Origin of the sequence: Aurantibacter crassamenti (assembly GCF_016811105.1) — a bacterium.
In the GTDB taxonomy this organism is placed as follows: Bacteria; Bacteroidota; Bacteroidia; order Flavobacteriales; family Flavobacteriaceae; genus Aurantibacter_A; species Aurantibacter_A crassamenti.
The window spans coordinates 80480-95656 of sequence record NZ_JAFBGM010000002.1 but is presented as its reverse complement, the minus strand read 5'-3'; the positions used below and the strand labels follow the sequence as shown (position 1 = coordinate 95656).

At 32.7% G+C, this 15177-nt stretch carries 17 protein-coding genes; 14 read left to right on the top strand and 3 right to left on the bottom strand.

What is annotated here, in order from left to right:
• Positions 1-3: 3 nt before the first annotated feature.
• Positions 4-2397: a TonB-dependent receptor gene (locus JQC67_RS13035; protein ID WP_203253363.1), complete on the bottom strand. Its 2394-nt coding sequence runs from the start codon at positions 2395-2397 to the stop codon at positions 4-6.
• A 344-nt stretch (positions 2398-2741) separates the two neighbouring features.
• On the opposite strand from JQC67_RS13035, the gene JQC67_RS13030 reads away from it, so the two are divergent.
• The 11 genes from JQC67_RS13030 to JQC67_RS12980 all read left to right on the top strand — a co-directional run bounded on the left by JQC67_RS13030 (position 2742) and on the right by JQC67_RS12980 (position 11248).
• Positions 2742-3551, top strand: a complete 810-nt coding sequence (locus JQC67_RS13030) for a DUF2971 domain-containing protein (protein WP_203253362.1) — start codon at positions 2742-2744, stop codon at positions 3549-3551.
• A gap of 122 nt (positions 3552-3673) precedes the next feature.
• Positions 3674-4597: a TIR domain-containing protein gene (locus JQC67_RS13025; protein WP_238934751.1), complete on the top strand. Its 924-nt coding sequence runs from the start codon at positions 3674-3676 to the stop codon at positions 4595-4597.
• A gap of 9 nt (positions 4598-4606) precedes the next feature.
• On the top strand, positions 4607-4834 hold the full coding sequence (locus JQC67_RS13020) for a hypothetical protein (protein WP_164678659.1): 228 nt from the start codon (positions 4607-4609) through the stop codon (positions 4832-4834).
• 161 nt (positions 4835-4995) lie between these two features.
• Positions 4996-5199 carry a hypothetical protein gene (locus JQC67_RS13015; RefSeq protein ID WP_203253361.1) on the top strand — a complete coding sequence of 68 codons (204 nt, stop codon included), beginning with the start codon at positions 4996-4998 and terminating at the stop codon, positions 5197-5199.
• 2 nt (positions 5200-5201) lie between these two features.
• Positions 5202-6149, top strand: a complete 948-nt coding sequence (locus tag JQC67_RS13010) for an ATP-grasp domain-containing protein (RefSeq protein ID WP_203253360.1) — start codon at positions 5202-5204, stop codon at positions 6147-6149.
• Between the two features lie 2 nt (positions 6150-6151).
• Entirely contained in the window at positions 6152-6865 is a 714-nt protein-coding gene (locus JQC67_RS13005; protein WP_203253359.1) for a hypothetical protein, read from the top strand.
• Between the two features lie 225 nt (positions 6866-7090).
• Positions 7091-7858: a DUF6090 family protein gene (locus tag JQC67_RS13000; RefSeq protein ID WP_203253358.1), complete on the top strand. Its 768-nt coding sequence runs from the start codon at positions 7091-7093 to the stop codon at positions 7856-7858.
• A gap of 299 nt (positions 7859-8157) precedes the next feature.
• A complete protein-coding gene (locus JQC67_RS12995) occupies positions 8158-9171 on the top strand; it encodes an Atu2307/SP_0267 family LLM class monooxygenase (protein WP_203253357.1) in 1014 nt (337 codons plus the stop codon).
• 59 nt (positions 9172-9230) lie between these two features.
• Positions 9231-9812 carry a Crp/Fnr family transcriptional regulator gene (locus tag JQC67_RS12990; RefSeq protein ID WP_203253356.1) on the top strand — a complete coding sequence of 194 codons (582 nt, stop codon included), beginning with the start codon at positions 9231-9233 and terminating at the stop codon, positions 9810-9812.
• Positions 9813-9899: 87 nt separating this feature from the next.
• A complete protein-coding gene (locus JQC67_RS12985) occupies positions 9900-10790 on the top strand; it encodes an MBL fold metallo-hydrolase (protein ID WP_203253355.1) in 891 nt (296 codons plus the stop codon).
• A gap of 68 nt (positions 10791-10858) precedes the next feature.
• Entirely contained in the window at positions 10859-11248 is a 390-nt protein-coding gene (locus tag JQC67_RS12980) for a nuclear transport factor 2 family protein (protein ID WP_203253354.1), read from the top strand.
• 92 nt (positions 11249-11340) lie between these two features.
• Here JQC67_RS12980 and JQC67_RS12975 read toward each other — a convergent pair whose 3' ends face one another.
• Entirely contained in the window at positions 11341-11751 is a 411-nt protein-coding gene (locus JQC67_RS12975) for a winged helix-turn-helix transcriptional regulator (protein WP_203253353.1), read from the bottom strand.
• Positions 11752-11846: 95 nt separating this feature from the next.
• Here JQC67_RS12975 and JQC67_RS12970 point away from each other — a divergent pair, with 95 nt between their 5' ends.
• The 3 genes from JQC67_RS12970 to JQC67_RS12960 all read left to right on the top strand — a co-directional run bounded on the left by JQC67_RS12970 (position 11847) and on the right by JQC67_RS12960 (position 14413).
• A complete protein-coding gene (locus JQC67_RS12970; protein WP_203253352.1) occupies positions 11847-12683 on the top strand; it encodes an alpha/beta fold hydrolase in 837 nt (278 codons plus the stop codon).
• A gap of 279 nt (positions 12684-12962) precedes the next feature.
• On the top strand, positions 12963-13787 hold the full coding sequence (locus tag JQC67_RS12965; protein ID WP_203253351.1) for a carboxypeptidase-like regulatory domain-containing protein: 825 nt from the start codon (positions 12963-12965) through the stop codon (positions 13785-13787).
• 257 nt (positions 13788-14044) lie between these two features.
• Positions 14045-14413, top strand: a complete 369-nt coding sequence (locus JQC67_RS12960; RefSeq protein ID WP_203253350.1) for a hypothetical protein — start codon at positions 14045-14047, stop codon at positions 14411-14413.
• A 112-nt stretch (positions 14414-14525) separates the two neighbouring features.
• Here the strand turns inward: JQC67_RS12960 and JQC67_RS12955 are convergent, their stop codons facing one another.
• Positions 14526-15122, bottom strand: coding sequence for an NAD(P)H-dependent oxidoreductase (locus tag JQC67_RS12955; protein WP_203253349.1), 597 nt, complete (start codon positions 15120-15122; stop codon positions 14526-14528).
• Between the last annotated feature and the right edge of the window lie 55 nt (positions 15123-15177).

The window sequence follows — 15177 nt, the reverse complement described above, 5'->3', positions numbered from 1 at the left end:
TTCTTAAAATTTGAAATTATAGGTTAATGAAGGCACAATTCCGAAAATTGCGGTTCTGGTTGCTTCATTAGCACCCGACTCTATGTTCTGACCAAAAGAAATGGAAGCCGCATTTTTGCGGTTATAGGCATTGTAAATACCCAAAACCCATTCGCCTTTAAATCGTTTTTCTGGTTTTCGATTGGGTTTATAATTCACCGAAAGATCTAAACGGTGATAGGCTGGCAAGCGGTCTGAATTTCTAAGCGCATAACTCGCAATTGATAAACCTTCATATTCATACTGCCCATTCGGGTAGGTCACTGGGCGTCCAGTTTGAAAAACTAGGTTGGTACCAAAACTCCATTTGTCATTCAATTTATAAGCTCCAGAAATTGAAATATCATGTGTTCTATCATAGGGTGTATTGTACCAAGCGCCATCGTTGATACCCAATCCGCCAGCATTGCCACCGGGTGTGCGTTGTTCAGATTTTGATAAGGTATACGCAATCCATCCCGTGAAATCACCTTCATTTTTACGCAATAAAAGCTCTAATCCGTAAGCACGCGATTCACCATTTAAGATTTCCGTTTCAATCGTATTCTGTCCTATTAACTCAGAACCATCTATGTAGTCAATTCTATTGTCGGTGTTTTTATAATACACTTCGGCTTCCATAGAATATACTTGATCCTTGAAATTTCTGAAATATCCGAAGGCATACTGATTTGATAATTGCGGTTTAACATATTCTCCACTGGGCGTCCATACATCTAGAGGCGTTGCCGAAGAAGTATTCGATAATAAATGGATGTATTGTGCCGCTCTAGAAAAGCCCAATTTCAATGATGAATTTTCATTCAAGGTATAGGCCAATGAAACGCGGGGTTCAAAATTTCCGAAGGTTTTTATCGCATCACCTTTTTCATAGTTGGTCTCGCCTACTGCGGTGCCACGCTCATAAATACCCAATGCTGAATTGTACACTACGGGTTGGTCATTGGCATAATCTACCATAGCTTGGCCGCCCAATCTTGAAAACCCACTATAACGCAAACCGTACTGTGCGGTTAAATTTTCTGAAAGTTTGTGTTCCGCATTTACATACACGCCACTTTCAAAAGCTTTTTTACTATCTAAAAGTAACGGATTCACTTCGGATGTATCTGAAGTCGGAATAATTTGCCCTGGGTTAAAATCATAATAAATACCACTCGCACCAAAGTCCAACTTAAAATTGTTGCTGAAATAATATTTTAAATCATACTTTAAATTGTAATTACTGATGGAAGATATCCAATCAAATTCTGCAGCGGTAATACCTAAATCATAATCGTATTTACTAACAACCGCCGATAAATTTGAAAACAGTTTCTCATTAAAAATATGATTCCAACGCAGGTTACCGGTGGAGTTACCATAACTGCTCGAAAAATTATCTCCCAATTCAAAGGCATCTCTACCAAAATACCCAGACAGGTATAATTTGTTGTTAGCGTTTATATTGTAATTGGTTTTTAAGTTCAGGTCATAAAAACTTACACTATTGTCTTCACCTGCAGCCTTTAATAGTAAGTCGGCATACGAACGTCTGCCCGCAATTAAAAAAGAACCTTTTTCTTTAAATAGCGGACCTTCTAATGCCAAACGACTAGAAATAATACCAATACCGCCTGTAGCTTCAAAACGTTTGTTGTTACCATCTTTTTGGCGCACATCTAATACCGAAGATACACGACCGCCAAAACGAGCAGGTATACCACCTTTGTATAGTTTTACATCTTTTATGGCATCTGCATTAAACACCGAAAAGAAACCAAACATATGTGAGGTATTGTAAATAATAGCCTCATCTAGCAAGACTAAGTTTTGATCACCAGCGCCACCCCGTACATGAAAACCACCGGTACCTTCGCCATTGTTGGTCACCCCCGGAAGCATTTGTAGGGACTTTAAAATATCAACCTCGCCCAATACTACGGGCATTTGTTTTACGGTACCAATATTCATTTTGGCAACGCTCATTTCTGGTTTGCGTAGCAGTGCACGCTCAGGTTCTTCAGCCGTAACCACCACTTCTTCTAAAGTGGTAGAGAACTCTGAAATTTCAAAGTCTAATTTTTGATTTTGATTTAAGGTAATGGCCTGACTAATTTCATCAAAACCCAAATAAGAAATGTTTAGGGTATATGAACCTTCAGGCGCCGTTAGTGAATAAAACCCATATTCATTGGTAATTACCCCAATGGTAGTACCCTGTAAAAAAATAGAGGCCCCAAATAAGGTCTCTCCGTTGCTTTTATCAGTAATGGTACCGCTAAGGGTGTAGTCTTTTTGACCGTAGCTGGAAAAAGAAAAAGCCAATAGCCAAAAGCCAAGGGCCAATAGCTTTAAAATTTTTGATTGTTTTTGCATTGATTGTTTTTTGAATGTTTGTTTAATGATTGTCTGCTTATAGACAGCTCAAAAAACCAAGGGTTGCATCTGTATTGCTTTTTATTTTTTGTGGCCCCTATTTGGGCTGCAAAATTAACCAGAAAAGTAGGTTTAACACCTTAAACTATCTTAAGAAAAGTTAAATATTAGAAATTCGTATTTAGGCATTTGAGCTGCGCTGCGCCTGTTTATAACTGCTGATAAGTAGGTTTTTTTAGAAACGGAAAAGCATTAGATTTGTAGGAGGACTACAAAATAGCTAAATGGAATAGTACGTTTAGCCTATTGTTGGGCACAATTTGACAAAAACCGACTGCAATCGAATGAAATGGGATACTTATCATACAAAAGAGATTAAAGAAAAGTATGTTTATAGATACTTAACAATTGAAAAACTTGTTGATTTTCTTGAAACTAACAGCATCTATCTTGCTCGTTTAGACAAATTCGAAGACAACCTTGAAAATATTGAACCTTACGATATTAATGAGTTAAAAGTCAGAAGTGAAACGCTTTCAAAACCTGATGATGCAAACCCAGAAATTTCCGATAGTCAATGGGACGAGATGATTAGGAATAACATATTAGCTTTAAGACATCTACAAAAATCTCTTGACCAAAAGCAGAAACACAGATTTGTTAGTTGTTGGATTTTAAATGACGTTGAATCATTTGCAATGTGGGATATTTATGGAAAATCAGGATTCGTTTTAAGGTTTGAACAAGAATATTTTCAAAAACTAATAAAAGAATCGATAAAATTACAAAAAGACCAAACCGCAAAAATCGATTTACTAATTGCAGGAACAGTACAATATCAAAATTATGATAAGATGCTTTTTAAAGAAAAGGAATCTTTATTAAAATTTTCGGCATTTAGAAAACACATCGCATTTAAACACGAAACAGAATACAGAATTGTAGGGTTTATGAAAGAAATTTTAGACTTATCAGGACTAAAATTTATTTTACCCGAATTAAAGGATTTAAAATTTGATATTATTGCAAATCCGAGACTTGATTCTTTTCAATTTGCGAAGTATAAAAGTATGATTTCAAAATATTCTGAAAATCATCCTTTAAAGGAATCTGAATTAAAAAGATGGTTGGACTTTAGAAACACAACGTACTAAAAACTGTGGCTAACAACGTATAAAATTAATTGCTAGTGCAAGCCTACTTACGAAAATTCTAGCGGATTTTCTATTCGGTTTGTATTTGCTAAGTTTAGTGAATAAATCACGCAACTAATCTTATGCAAACACGTTATGTGGCATTTGAGAAAAACACTGAACAATATTTAAACAATATGGCAAAACGAACTGCAAAATATACACCACCACCACCAACAGAACTAATCATTCACAGGAAAGACTTTATTTCTAAACTTGAAGAAAGAATTGCAGAAGGTCAAGAAATCTTAAACTTTGAAGTCAAAACACAATCGGATTTCGATAAAAATCGTGAACATTTTAATCATTGGAATGACTATAATTCCGAATATCTAAAACAGTCATTTAATAATGAATATAACGAATATAAAGACAGATACGACAAATGTGCGATGTTCATTGGTTTTGGTAAAAGAGCTCAAGGACCAAAAGGTAAATTAGACAACTTTAAAGAAAGTGTTGACGTTAAATTGACTAATCTAAAAAAACTATTAGGCAAGTCAGATTTACTAAAATCCACATTAGAAGAACCAACTGAAATGGCTGAAAAAACTGAAGAGACACAAACAAATAATATATTTATTGTACACGGTCACGATGAACACACTAAAACTGACCTTGCGAGAACTATAGAAAAACTTGGACTAAATCCAATCATTCTATCGGAGCAACCAAATCAAGGACAAACTATAATTGAAAAATTTGAAATGCATTCGGATGTCGGATTTGCAGTGATTTTATTAACAGCTGATGATTTAGGTAAAGTTAAGACAGAAGAAAAAGATAAGTATAGAGCCAGACAAAATGTGATTTTAGAAATGGGTTACTTTATTGGGAAATTAGGCAGAAGTAGTGTCTTCCCGCTTTACGAAAGTGGTGTAGAGTTACCAAGCGACTTGCACGGAGTTTTATACAATTTAATCGATGATGGAAAAATGTGGAAATTCAAGCTTGTAAAAGAACTTATAGCAGCTGGATACGATGTTGATGCTAATAAAATTTTATAAAATGTAATTATGAGAGAATACAAATTTGAAGATTTTGAAATTGGTCAAGGAGTTTACCATAAATCAAATACTAGAATTAAAATGATTGTTGTCGGAAAGCAACCTGAAACCTATGAATTGAAATGTCGTTGGGTTGATAAAGATGGGAATAGACTAGAAGACGTTTATTTGTTTGCGGAATTAGTTAAGTCTGACGACCACGATTGGGATAACCGAATTAGAATAACAACAATCTAAAAAACGCTACATAACACGGTGTATAATTCATTGCTAGTACTCGCCTACTATAGAAATTCCTGCGGAACTTCCAACTTGGTGTGTATTTGCAAAGTTGTGTGCTAACCCATTTAATTACTCATTGCCGAGACCTTTGTAGTACATTTGAAAAATGAAGAAAAATGAAACATATATTATTTCAAAAAGCATTAGTTTATAAAAAAAGAAAAGAAATAACACCTCCAAAGGATTATGAATACGATTATATTCTTGGAGCATGGAAGAGTAAATTAAACAATTTACTTTTAATTAACTCCAAGGATTTTAAAGCACAAGCAACAAAAAAATTGGACATAGAAACTGGTGAGGATAACAAGGGTCAATAAGTATGAAACAAAGCCTATTTCCGAAAGTATTAATAATATCCAATAGGTATGACTTTTCGAGTGATTTTATTTCAGTTGAGTTAAATAAGCAAAAGATTCCATATTTAAGAATCAATAGGGATGAATTAAAAGATTACACAATTGAATTCAACCCAATCATTCCAATTATTAAAGGCAGTTTTAAAGATATTGAATTTACTATCTCCTATGAAAATTTAAAATCTGTATACTATAGAGCACCTACTTTTTTAAGAGATATATTTCAAGATAATATAAGCGATGAAGAACAATTAATAAGGAGTCAATGGACTGCATTTGTTCGTTCAATTTGCGTTTTCGAAAATATAAATTGGTTAAACAATCCCGTAGATATTTACAAAGCTGAAATAAAACCATACCAACTTTTTATTGCGAATAAAATAGGCTTTAAAGTGCCGCAAACATTGATTTCAAACCTGACTAAAAAATTAGACACAAAATACATTGCGGTTAAATCTATTGATACAGCAATAATAAATTTGGACGAAAAAGAAGGTTTTGTTTATACCGAATTATATGAAACAAAGAAACTTCAAGAAAATAAGTTTTTATCACCATTTTTCACTCAACAAGGTTTAGTGCCGAAAACAGACATTAGAGTTACAGTTATTGAAGACAAGGTTATTGCCGTAAAAATTTTTAAAAAAGATAATGAAAATATTGATATTGATTGGAGAAGATATAAGAATGAATTAAGCTATGAAATAATAGAATTACCTAAAAAAATTAAACAATTGTGTTCTCAATTTTTAAAAGAATTCAATCTGAAATTTGGGGGCATCGATTTGATTTACCACAACAATGATTATTATTTTATTGAAATTAACCCAACAGGCGAATGGTCTTGGCTTCAACAAAACACTGGATTTAAAATTGATGAATTAATTGTTAATTCCTTGAATAAGAATTAGATATGGTGAAATTTATAAAACATCAAATAATTCCAGGTTTTTATGCTGATTATTGTAATAAAAAGGTTTCTGAAATCTATCATAAACAAGAAAAAGCACAAATTGATATTTCAGAAATTAAGGAAGAAAAGGATGAATATATTTTAAAATTAAAAACAGAAATTGAGAAACAAATTGAACGAAAAATCAAATTGGAAGATAAAGCAAAATCTTTATTATTTATTATAACATTAGCGATAACAATTATAACTTTTTCTCTGAGTTATATAAAAGAAAATACTCATCATATATTGCCGATAATATTTATAGTTTTAAGTATTATCCATTTTGTAATAAGTGGTATTCGTGCTCTTCAAACTTTAAATATTAAAGAATTTAATATTCATCAAACCATTATTGAATTTCAAGAAAATAAGTTTGTTATTAAAAAAGAAAAAAAACCTTCTCTCCTATTAAGAGAATTAATAAAAAGTAAGTCTTTAAACGATTTAATAAATATAAAAATATCAAACTTTACATTTGCTTCATTTATATTGATTCGAAATGGCTTAATATTCTTCGTGCTTTTTTTCATTTCGACTATTAATATGTCATTTAGAAATAATAAAGTAGAAAATAAACCGAAGACCGAAATTGTTATTGAATCAAAATTTAAAGTTAAAGACACTATAAAAGAGTCCGAATTAAATCAAATAAAGGAAACTGAAAAAAAATAACGTCGGTTAACAATGTTTATAAAAATTGCACAAGTGGTTGCTAACACTAATGGATAGGTGTTTTTGCAAAGTCTGCCAAATCTTTTGATTTGGCTTTTAAATTAAAAAAGATAATAAGTAAAATTTAAAAATTCGGCTTGTGTTTAACCGAAAATAATTTTATAATTTACACGCAACAAACCATATACAAGACCATTGTGCTTCATTATAACCAACCATTAACCAATGCTGAAATTCTTTAGACGTATACGACAGCGACTGCTCTCTGAAAATAAATTTAGTCAATATCTGCTTTACGCAATTGGAGAAATTATACTTGTTGTGATTGGAATATTAATCGCTTTACAGATTAATAATAGAAATAATTTTAACGAACAAAGAAGTCTAGAAAAGGAATATTTAGTATCGCTACAATCAGAATTTGAAACGAACCTACATAAAATAGATGCCTCTATTCAAGAAAATAAAAATCGAATAGCATCACTTGATTATCTATTGACTTTATTTGACAAAAATGTGCTTGACACTGTCAATAGTCAACTAATTTCTCAAAAGTTCGCCCCTATTGTCGGTAGTGAAATTAGCTATGTACCGGCAACAGGCGTTTTAAATGACATCATTAGTTCAGGTAAGCTCAATATTATTTTGAATAAAAGCTTACGACAAAACTTAGCTTCTTTTGATAGTTCATTAGATTTTTTAAACAACCAGATCAATGGTGCAGAATTCACAGACAAAAAATTACGCACTATTCTTTATGAAAAGGGAAGTATACGGAAATTTGTATTGGATATCGGATTTATGGATTTTGAGCACGAGTCGATTTCCGAAAAGCTAAATAACAAGCTGTTGTTCGAATCAATTGAATTTGAAAATTACCTTTTGGGTTATCGATTGATCGCTAATGCCACGAATGGACCGCGGTTTTTTGGTCGCATTAAGACGGAAATAGAAACCATACTAAAGGAAATTGAACAAGAACTAGAGAAATAACGAGAGCACCACACCGAAATTAATTGCCTCTAGCCTACTTTTACATAAATTTTCGTGTTCCGAATCTTCGCGTAGATTAGGAAAAGCAAAACAGTAAGCTTTAGCTTCGTGTATAGTTGGTAATGGACCCACACGCCAACTGCTATTGCAGATTGCATAACCCAAATGTTTATAAGGGAATGGGTCAAACGAAAGCCAAGAATGTATAACGATAACTAGAGATTAAAATTGACTATTAAAAGCCAGTTGTTTACACAGCATATTTAAAATAATAGGCCTTTTATTAAATAAAATAGAACATGGAGATAGGAATAGATAGTTTTGCAGCTTCACCTAATAATAAGATGGGTGAAGCAAAAGCAATACAGCAATTACTAGAGCGAATAGAATTAGCAGACCAAGTAGGCTTAAACTATTTTGGGATAGGTGAACACCATCGAAAAGACTTTTTAGATTCAGCTCCCGCTATAATTTTAGCAGCAGCTGCAGCTAAAACCAAAAATATTCGGTTAGGTAGTGCTGTAACTGTATTAAGTGCTTCTGACCCTGTTAGAGTATTTCAAAATTATGCTACACTAGATTTAATTTCGGGAGGAAGAGCTGAGATAGTTGCTGGTAGGGGTTCTTTTACAGATGCTTTTCCTCTATTTGGGTTAAACCTACAAGACTATAATGAGTTATTTGAGGAAAAACTAGATTTGCTCTTAAAAATAAGAGAAAATGAAATAGTAAATTGGTCAGGAAAATTTAGACCAGCACTAAATAACCAAGCAATTTATCCTAGGCCATTACAGAAAAAATTACCCATTTGGGTCGGCGTTGGTGGTACTCCGGCTTCTTTTGCAAGAGCTGGTAAGTTAGGTTTACCTTTAATGGTAGCGATTATTGGCGGCGAAACTCACCGGTTTAAACCATTGATTGATATTTATAAAGAAGCAGGAAGAAATGCAGGTTTTACCGAAAGTGAGTTAAAAGTAGGAATGCATTCTATTGGTTTTATTGGAAAAACAAAACAAGATGCTATTTCAACATTTTACCCTAGCTACAAAGAAATGTTTGATAAAATAGGTAAAGAAAGAGGCTTTCCTCCTGTATCAAAAGCCGGTTTCGATGCTCAAAACGGGCCAACAGGGGCACTAATGGTTGGCGAACCAAATGAGATAGCAGAAAAAATATGGAGACATAGCGAATCTTTAGGAGGTTTAAAAAGAGTTACTTTTCAAATGGACGCTGTTTCAGAGCATATGCATTTAATGAAATCTATTGAATTAATTGGCAATACAATTGCTCCACTATTGAAAAATAAAAATTGATTTTTAAAATTTAAGATGAATGTATTTTATTTAGCTCAAATTATAGCAAAACACTGTAAATGACAGAGTTATTAACACGAAATATTTTAAACCATATTACGCTTTCTAACAAAAAGCTAGAAAATTTTTGCAACTTATTTAACAATAAGGAAGTTCTAAAAAAGCATTTCCTTCTGCGAGAAGGAGAGATTTGCAAGTTTGAAGGCTTTGTTACAAAAGGACTTTTCAGAGTATATCATATAGATAGTAATGGCTTTGAACAAGTACTCTATTTTGCTCAAGAAAGTTGGTGGATTACTGATATAGACAGTTTCACTAATGAAAAACCTTCACAACTTTATATTCAAGCATTAGAGGATAGTGAAGTATTATTAATTTCAAAAAAAGATAAAGAGTTTGCTTATAATAACATTCCCAAAATAGAAAAACTGTTTAGAGTCATGACTCAAAAAACGCATATCGCGTTACAACGAAGAATTATAGATAATTTGAGCAAAACTGCTGACCAACGCTATATAGATTTTATTGAAAAATACCCCAACCTCTTTCAACGATTAACCAACGTGCAGATTGCCGCTTACTTAGGCATAAGCCATGAGTTTCTGAGTAAAATTAGACGAAAAATCGCTAGTAAAAAATAGTTGAAAATTCATTTATTGAACTAGTTCAATGTTTTGTGATAGGTATCCATTGCACCTTTGTATCATCATTTAAAACAAGACAGAAAAATGAAATCGATTATTTCAACAGCATTATTCACAATTTTAATTTTATTCAAAATGAACGCACAAGAACAAAGTTTTAAAACAATACAAACAAACAAATTTAAACTTCAAGTTTACAACGCATCAGAAAATAGTTTTGGTGTGGCATCAGTAATTATTTCCGGTAAAAACGATGCCGTATTAATAGATGCACAATTTACATTGGCAGAAGCCGAAAAGGTTGCTCAAGAAATTAAAAACTCAGGTAAAACCTTAACTACTATTTACGTGTCTCATGGCGACCCTGATTTTTATTTCGGATTAGAAGTATTCAAAAAATATTTTCCAGAGGTTACGGCCTATGCATCGCCTGCAACAGTAGAACATATTAAAGCAACAGCTCAAAAGAAATTGGAGGTTTGGGGCGAAAAATTAGGCGATAAAATTACATCTAACGTTATTTTACCCCAAGTTCTAAAAGGAAATTCTATTGAATTAGAAGGTGAAAAATTGAAAATCATTGGGTTAGATGATTTCCCAAAAAGAACCTTTGTATGGATTCCATCAATAAAAACAGCTTTAGGTGGTATTAATGTTTTTGGCACAACATTTAATGTATGGATGGCAGATGCACAAACAACAGAGGCACGTAGTAACTGGATTTCAATTTTAAATACAATAAGTGATTTAAAACCTGAAATAGTAATTCCTGCGCACGCAAATACAAATTCAGATTTTACTATTGATGCTGTAAACCATACCAAGAATTACATTCAATTTTATGAAGAAGCTTTAAAAAGTAATTCCACTTCTGAAGCGTTGATGGCAACGATAAAATCAAAATATCCAAATTTAACTTTTGAAACAGCTTTAGTACTAGGAGCAAAAGTGAACACAGGAGAAATGAAATGGTAAGATTTGTAATAATTATCAGCTTGGCATTGCTTTTAGTAGTGTCAAGTTGTTCATTTAAACAAGAAGCAATGACAAATTTAGAAATCATAAAAAGTACTTATGAAGGTAAAACTTCAGAAGAAAACGGTAAAAACTTGGCCAAACATGTTGCTAAAAATATTAGTTGGACAGAAGCTAAAGGCTTTCCATATGCAGGAACTTATAATGGCTTAGAAAGTGTGACCGAAAATGTTTTTCAGCGCTTAGGTAGCGAGTGGATTGATTATAAATTTGCTCCTGAAGATTATATTGCAAATGACGACAAAGTAGTTGCTTACGGCACATATTCTGGCACCTATAAAAAAACGAACAAGTATTTTGAAGCACGCGTTGCCCATATCTGGAAACTAAAAAATGGCAAGATTGTCAGTTTTGAGCAGTTTGTAGATAGTAAATCTGTTAATGAAGCAATACATTAAATTACTACTCCAACTAAGGACATAAGTCATAGATGAGTTTGCTCTCGTCTATGGCTTCTTTATTTATTTAATTGTAATATAATAATCCGTATTTAGGGTTGAAGCAAACTATTCATTGTCGTTGCTATAAATTTCTCCTTATTTAATTTTATCTCATTTAGTAAAGATTTCTTTTCGGCTGTTAAACTAAAGTACTTTTCTGCCCATAAATTAATTTCTACAATTACCGGTATTAAATCGATACCCTTTGGGGTTAATTGATATAATACTTTGGCTTTACTATCAGGATGTTCCAATTTTTCAATCAAATCATTCTTTTCAAGCATTAGTAATCTAGCCGCTAAAATATTAGTAGAAATTTTCTCTTCAGACTTTAAAAAATCTCCGTAGGTATATCTTTTATTAAACATTAGGTCTCTAATAATCAATAAAGACCACTTGTCTCCCCAAACTTCAAGTGACGTACTTATAGGGCATTGAGACCTTCTTTTTGGTGCTTTCATAAAATAAAATATATATTCACTTGCAAAATGCAAGTATATTGATTTATATTTACACTTGTAAAATGCAAGTGAATTACAAATATAGCAGAATAATTATGAAAGAAAGCGCACTTACAGTTCAAACGAAGTTTGCAAAGATTGATAACAATCAAATTGCCTACAGAAAATTTGGTGCCGGAGCACCCCTAATTTTACTAAATAGATTTAGAGGAACTTTAGACACTTGGGACCCCCTATTTCTCGATTTATTAGCTATGCACCACACCGTTATTACCTTTGATTACTGCGGCATAGGTTATTCTGAAGGAGAATTACCTTTAGCTATTAAAGACGTAGCAAATGATGTTATAAAACTTGCAGGCTATTTAGAGATAGAAAAATTTCATGTTTTAGGATGGTCTTATGGTGGCTGGGTAGCACAGTATACCATGTTTCTACATCCATCAAGAATAGTAAATACTGTTCTAATTGGTACTAATCCCATTGGAAAAAATGAAGTGCCGTTTAAGAAAGAATTTTTTGAAAGAGCATTAAAACCAGTAAATACAGATGACGATTTTCTAGTACTATTTTTTGAATCGAATTCGGAAAAGAGCAAAGTCGCGGCAGAAGATGCTATACAACGAATTGCAGCAAGATTTGACCTGAGTAAAGTGCCTTCAACTCAAGAAGTGTTCAATCGGTATTTTGCCTCAAAAACCGCGATTGCGGAAGACACAGATAATTTTAGAGCAGCATATCAAAATAGTAACATTCCTATATTGGTGCTATCTGGCGATAATGATATTTCATTTGCATTAGAAAACTGGTATCCAATGCTGGGGAACGCACCAACATTGAGGCTCATTGTCATGCCAGAATCTGGCCACGCTCCGCATTTTCAATATCCAGATGAAACCAGCGCTTACATTAAAGCATTTTTTGAGGACTAAGCAATGTCAAACAGACTTTGAGCATATGTGGAAATAAAATTTACTACCAACTCAACCTATAAACAATACGGGCTTCGGGCTTAATCGATAGGTTTGTGTATTTTTATGAAGTCTGCCGGCAGGCAGGTCAGCAAAATCTTTGGCCCCGAAGCGTCGGGGTTGCTTTTGAAACAATAAATAAAAAAAAACGCAAAGCTTTTGCGCAGTGCCTTTTGGAAAAGTAAATGCTACTTCACTCCTGCACTACTCTTAGCTCGAGCGTGATGCTTAAACTTGAAAATGCGAACAATTTTTTATATTCTTATAATTTTTCAACTATTTAGTTCTAAAGCGTTTTCTCAGGAAATTGTAATGAACGGAATTGTTATCGATTCTGAAAATCAAGAGCCTATCGAATTTGTTAATATAGGTGTCCAAAATAAAAATCAAGGGACAATTACAAACTCGAATGGAAAATTCAATTTGAGACTTCCAAAAGAATATAAAACCGATAGTGTCACGGTAAGCCACATAAACTATTATTCGGTTAAAATTCTAGCTCAAAACCTTAAAAATCAGACTATACTCTTAGAACCAAAAACTACAGTACTTTCCGAAGTAGTTGTTTCCAATAAAAAAATTAAAAATAGAAAAATAGGTGTTAAGTCATACAACAGACTACTTTCAACGCGAGTGACCTCAAAAAGTACCGATATTATTGAGTTAGCTCAACTCATTAAAGTGCCGACTGAAGAAGCAAAAGTTAAAGCTGTAAATTTCAATATCAGGAAATGGTCAAAAGTGGACGGAGTTAAGGTTAGAATAAACTTTTATGAAAACGTTGACAATTACCCTAGTAAAAAAATAATACAAAAAAATATTATACAAGAAATACCAACTGAAAGAGAATCAGATTGGATACGAATTGATTTGAATAACAGCGACATTTATATTACACAAGACTTTTTCATCGGAATAGAATTCATACCTAATTTCAACAATCCAACTATAGTGGATTTAGGCGGTATCTTGACTAAAGGAAAGGGATATAGAAGAGAAAGTAGCTTGGGAACTTGGGAGAAACTAAACGGAGGTGCTTCAATTAATGTTGAAATAGCATACTGAAAAAAGTCTAAGCATAACACAATCTATAAACAATTCGAGCTCAGGGCTTAATCGAAAGGTTTGTGTATTTTTATGAAGCCGGCCGGCAGGTCTGCAAAATTGAAAATTACGTGTCAGCGAAATATTCAATTCTTGCTCAAAAAAAAAAGAAAAACCAAAATATAAAAATTCTGTTCAGTGATATTCTAAAAATTATTTTATAATTTACACACTACGAGCCCTTTACAAGATCGTTGTGTCAATTAGAAAAAGACAAAATGGAAAACCCAGAAACCTTATACGCAGGACTTACAGAGAACTTTGATGAAAGTCTGAAAACGGACATAAAAAAATTTCTCATTCGAATTTTAATACTAATAGTAGTAAATGCCATTCTATTCGGACTATTAATAAAAGGACCAAAAAGTACGACTGATTATTTTCTGACTGCCTTAAATGCTAACTTAATCGGGTATAATATTCTTGGTTTTATACTTGGGACTTTGGTGGCATTATTTCCGTTCAAAGGACTTCCATACAAGAAAAAATATTTAAGAGCATCGCTCTTGACCATTTTAGTATTGCAGATAATATTTACGATCGGACTTATCCTTATCGGACTGATGACATTATTGGGATGGTATTAAATAAAAAAATAGAAATTTGGCTTTGGCTTAAGCCGAAAAGTTATTGATTACAACTACCCTACTTTTATTATTCAAGACAGTTATACCGCCTTCTCGATGCCAAACCAGATAATTACAAATTAGTCATTAAATCATTTAAAAAAGTACTGTAATTATTCAACTCAAAAGGAACATCTGCATTTTTTTCCATATCGTGAAAATGATGTGTTGCTAATAATTCCATTCCTGTAAAAGCATTCATTCTGTGAAACCCAAACATAGCACCTTCATCTACACTTTTTTGATTAAAAAACTCATTTTCTAACGTAAATGCGGTTTTAGGTGCATTCCAACTTGTCGTAAGTATGTATTTTTTTCCGTGCATTAAACCACCTGTACCGTAATTGATGTCTGGATTTTTTCTACTTCTTCCATCACTTACATAAATTCCGTTTTGATGACCTTCCGTAAAAACTTCATCTATATATTTTTTGAATCCAAACGGTATTTGAAACCACCAAATTGGCGTATGATAAATTACTATATCTGCCCACTTAAATTTTTCAACTTCTTCTTTTACCTTATAATTTTCGCCTACTTGAGTAGACTTCACTTCAAATTGTTCAAGCGTATCAAAATATGAAATAGTAGTATTGAAAAGTGTTTCGTTAAATCTTCCGCCAGAATGTGCAAATGGATGACCGCCATTAATTATAAATATATTTTTCATTTGTCTCTTTTTTATTTGAGGCAAAATTATAGCAATACTTATTATTGTAAAAATA

Coding starts and splice junctions, on each gene's coding strand:
- JQC67_RS12970 (WP_203253352.1), top strand. CDS start 11,847: ATGAAAGAAAGCGCACTTACAGTTCAAACGAAGTTTGCAAAGATTGAT.
- JQC67_RS13020 (WP_164678659.1), top strand. CDS start 4,607: ATGAGAGAATACAAATTTGAAGATTTTGAAATTGGTCAAGGAGTTTAC.
- JQC67_RS13005 (WP_203253359.1), top strand. CDS start 6,152: ATGGTGAAATTTATAAAACATCAAATAATTCCAGGTTTTTATGCTGAT.
- JQC67_RS13030 (WP_203253362.1), top strand. CDS start 2,742: ATGAAATGGGATACTTATCATACAAAAGAGATTAAAGAAAAGTATGTT.
- JQC67_RS12985 (WP_203253355.1), top strand. CDS start 9,900: ATGAAATCGATTATTTCAACAGCATTATTCACAATTTTAATTTTATTC.
- JQC67_RS13025 (WP_238934751.1), top strand. CDS start 3,674: ATGCAAACACGTTATGTGGCATTTGAGAAAAACACTGAACAATATTTA.
- JQC67_RS13015 (WP_203253361.1), top strand. CDS start 4,996: ATGAAACATATATTATTTCAAAAAGCATTAGTTTATAAAAAAAGAAAA.
- JQC67_RS12990 (WP_203253356.1), top strand. CDS start 9,231: ATGACAGAGTTATTAACACGAAATATTTTAAACCATATTACGCTTTCT.
- JQC67_RS12980 (WP_203253354.1), top strand. CDS start 10,859: ATGACAAATTTAGAAATCATAAAAAGTACTTATGAAGGTAAAACTTCA.
- JQC67_RS12975 (WP_203253353.1), bottom strand. CDS start 11,751: ATGAAAGCACCAAAAAGAAGGTCTCAATGCCCTATAAGTACGTCACTT.
- JQC67_RS12965 (WP_203253351.1), top strand. CDS start 12,963: ATGCGAACAATTTTTTATATTCTTATAATTTTTCAACTATTTAGTTCT.
- JQC67_RS12960 (WP_203253350.1), top strand. CDS start 14,045: ATGGAAAACCCAGAAACCTTATACGCAGGACTTACAGAGAACTTTGAT.
- JQC67_RS13000 (WP_203253358.1), top strand. CDS start 7,091: ATGCTGAAATTCTTTAGACGTATACGACAGCGACTGCTCTCTGAAAAT.
- JQC67_RS12995 (WP_203253357.1), top strand. CDS start 8,158: ATGGAGATAGGAATAGATAGTTTTGCAGCTTCACCTAATAATAAGATG.
- JQC67_RS13035 (WP_203253363.1), bottom strand. CDS start 2,397: ATGCAAAAACAATCAAAAATTTTAAAGCTATTGGCCCTTGGCTTTTGG.
- JQC67_RS13010 (WP_203253360.1), top strand. CDS start 5,202: ATGAAACAAAGCCTATTTCCGAAAGTATTAATAATATCCAATAGGTAT.
- JQC67_RS12955 (WP_203253349.1), bottom strand. CDS start 15,122: ATGAAAAATATATTTATAATTAATGGCGGTCATCCATTTGCACATTCT.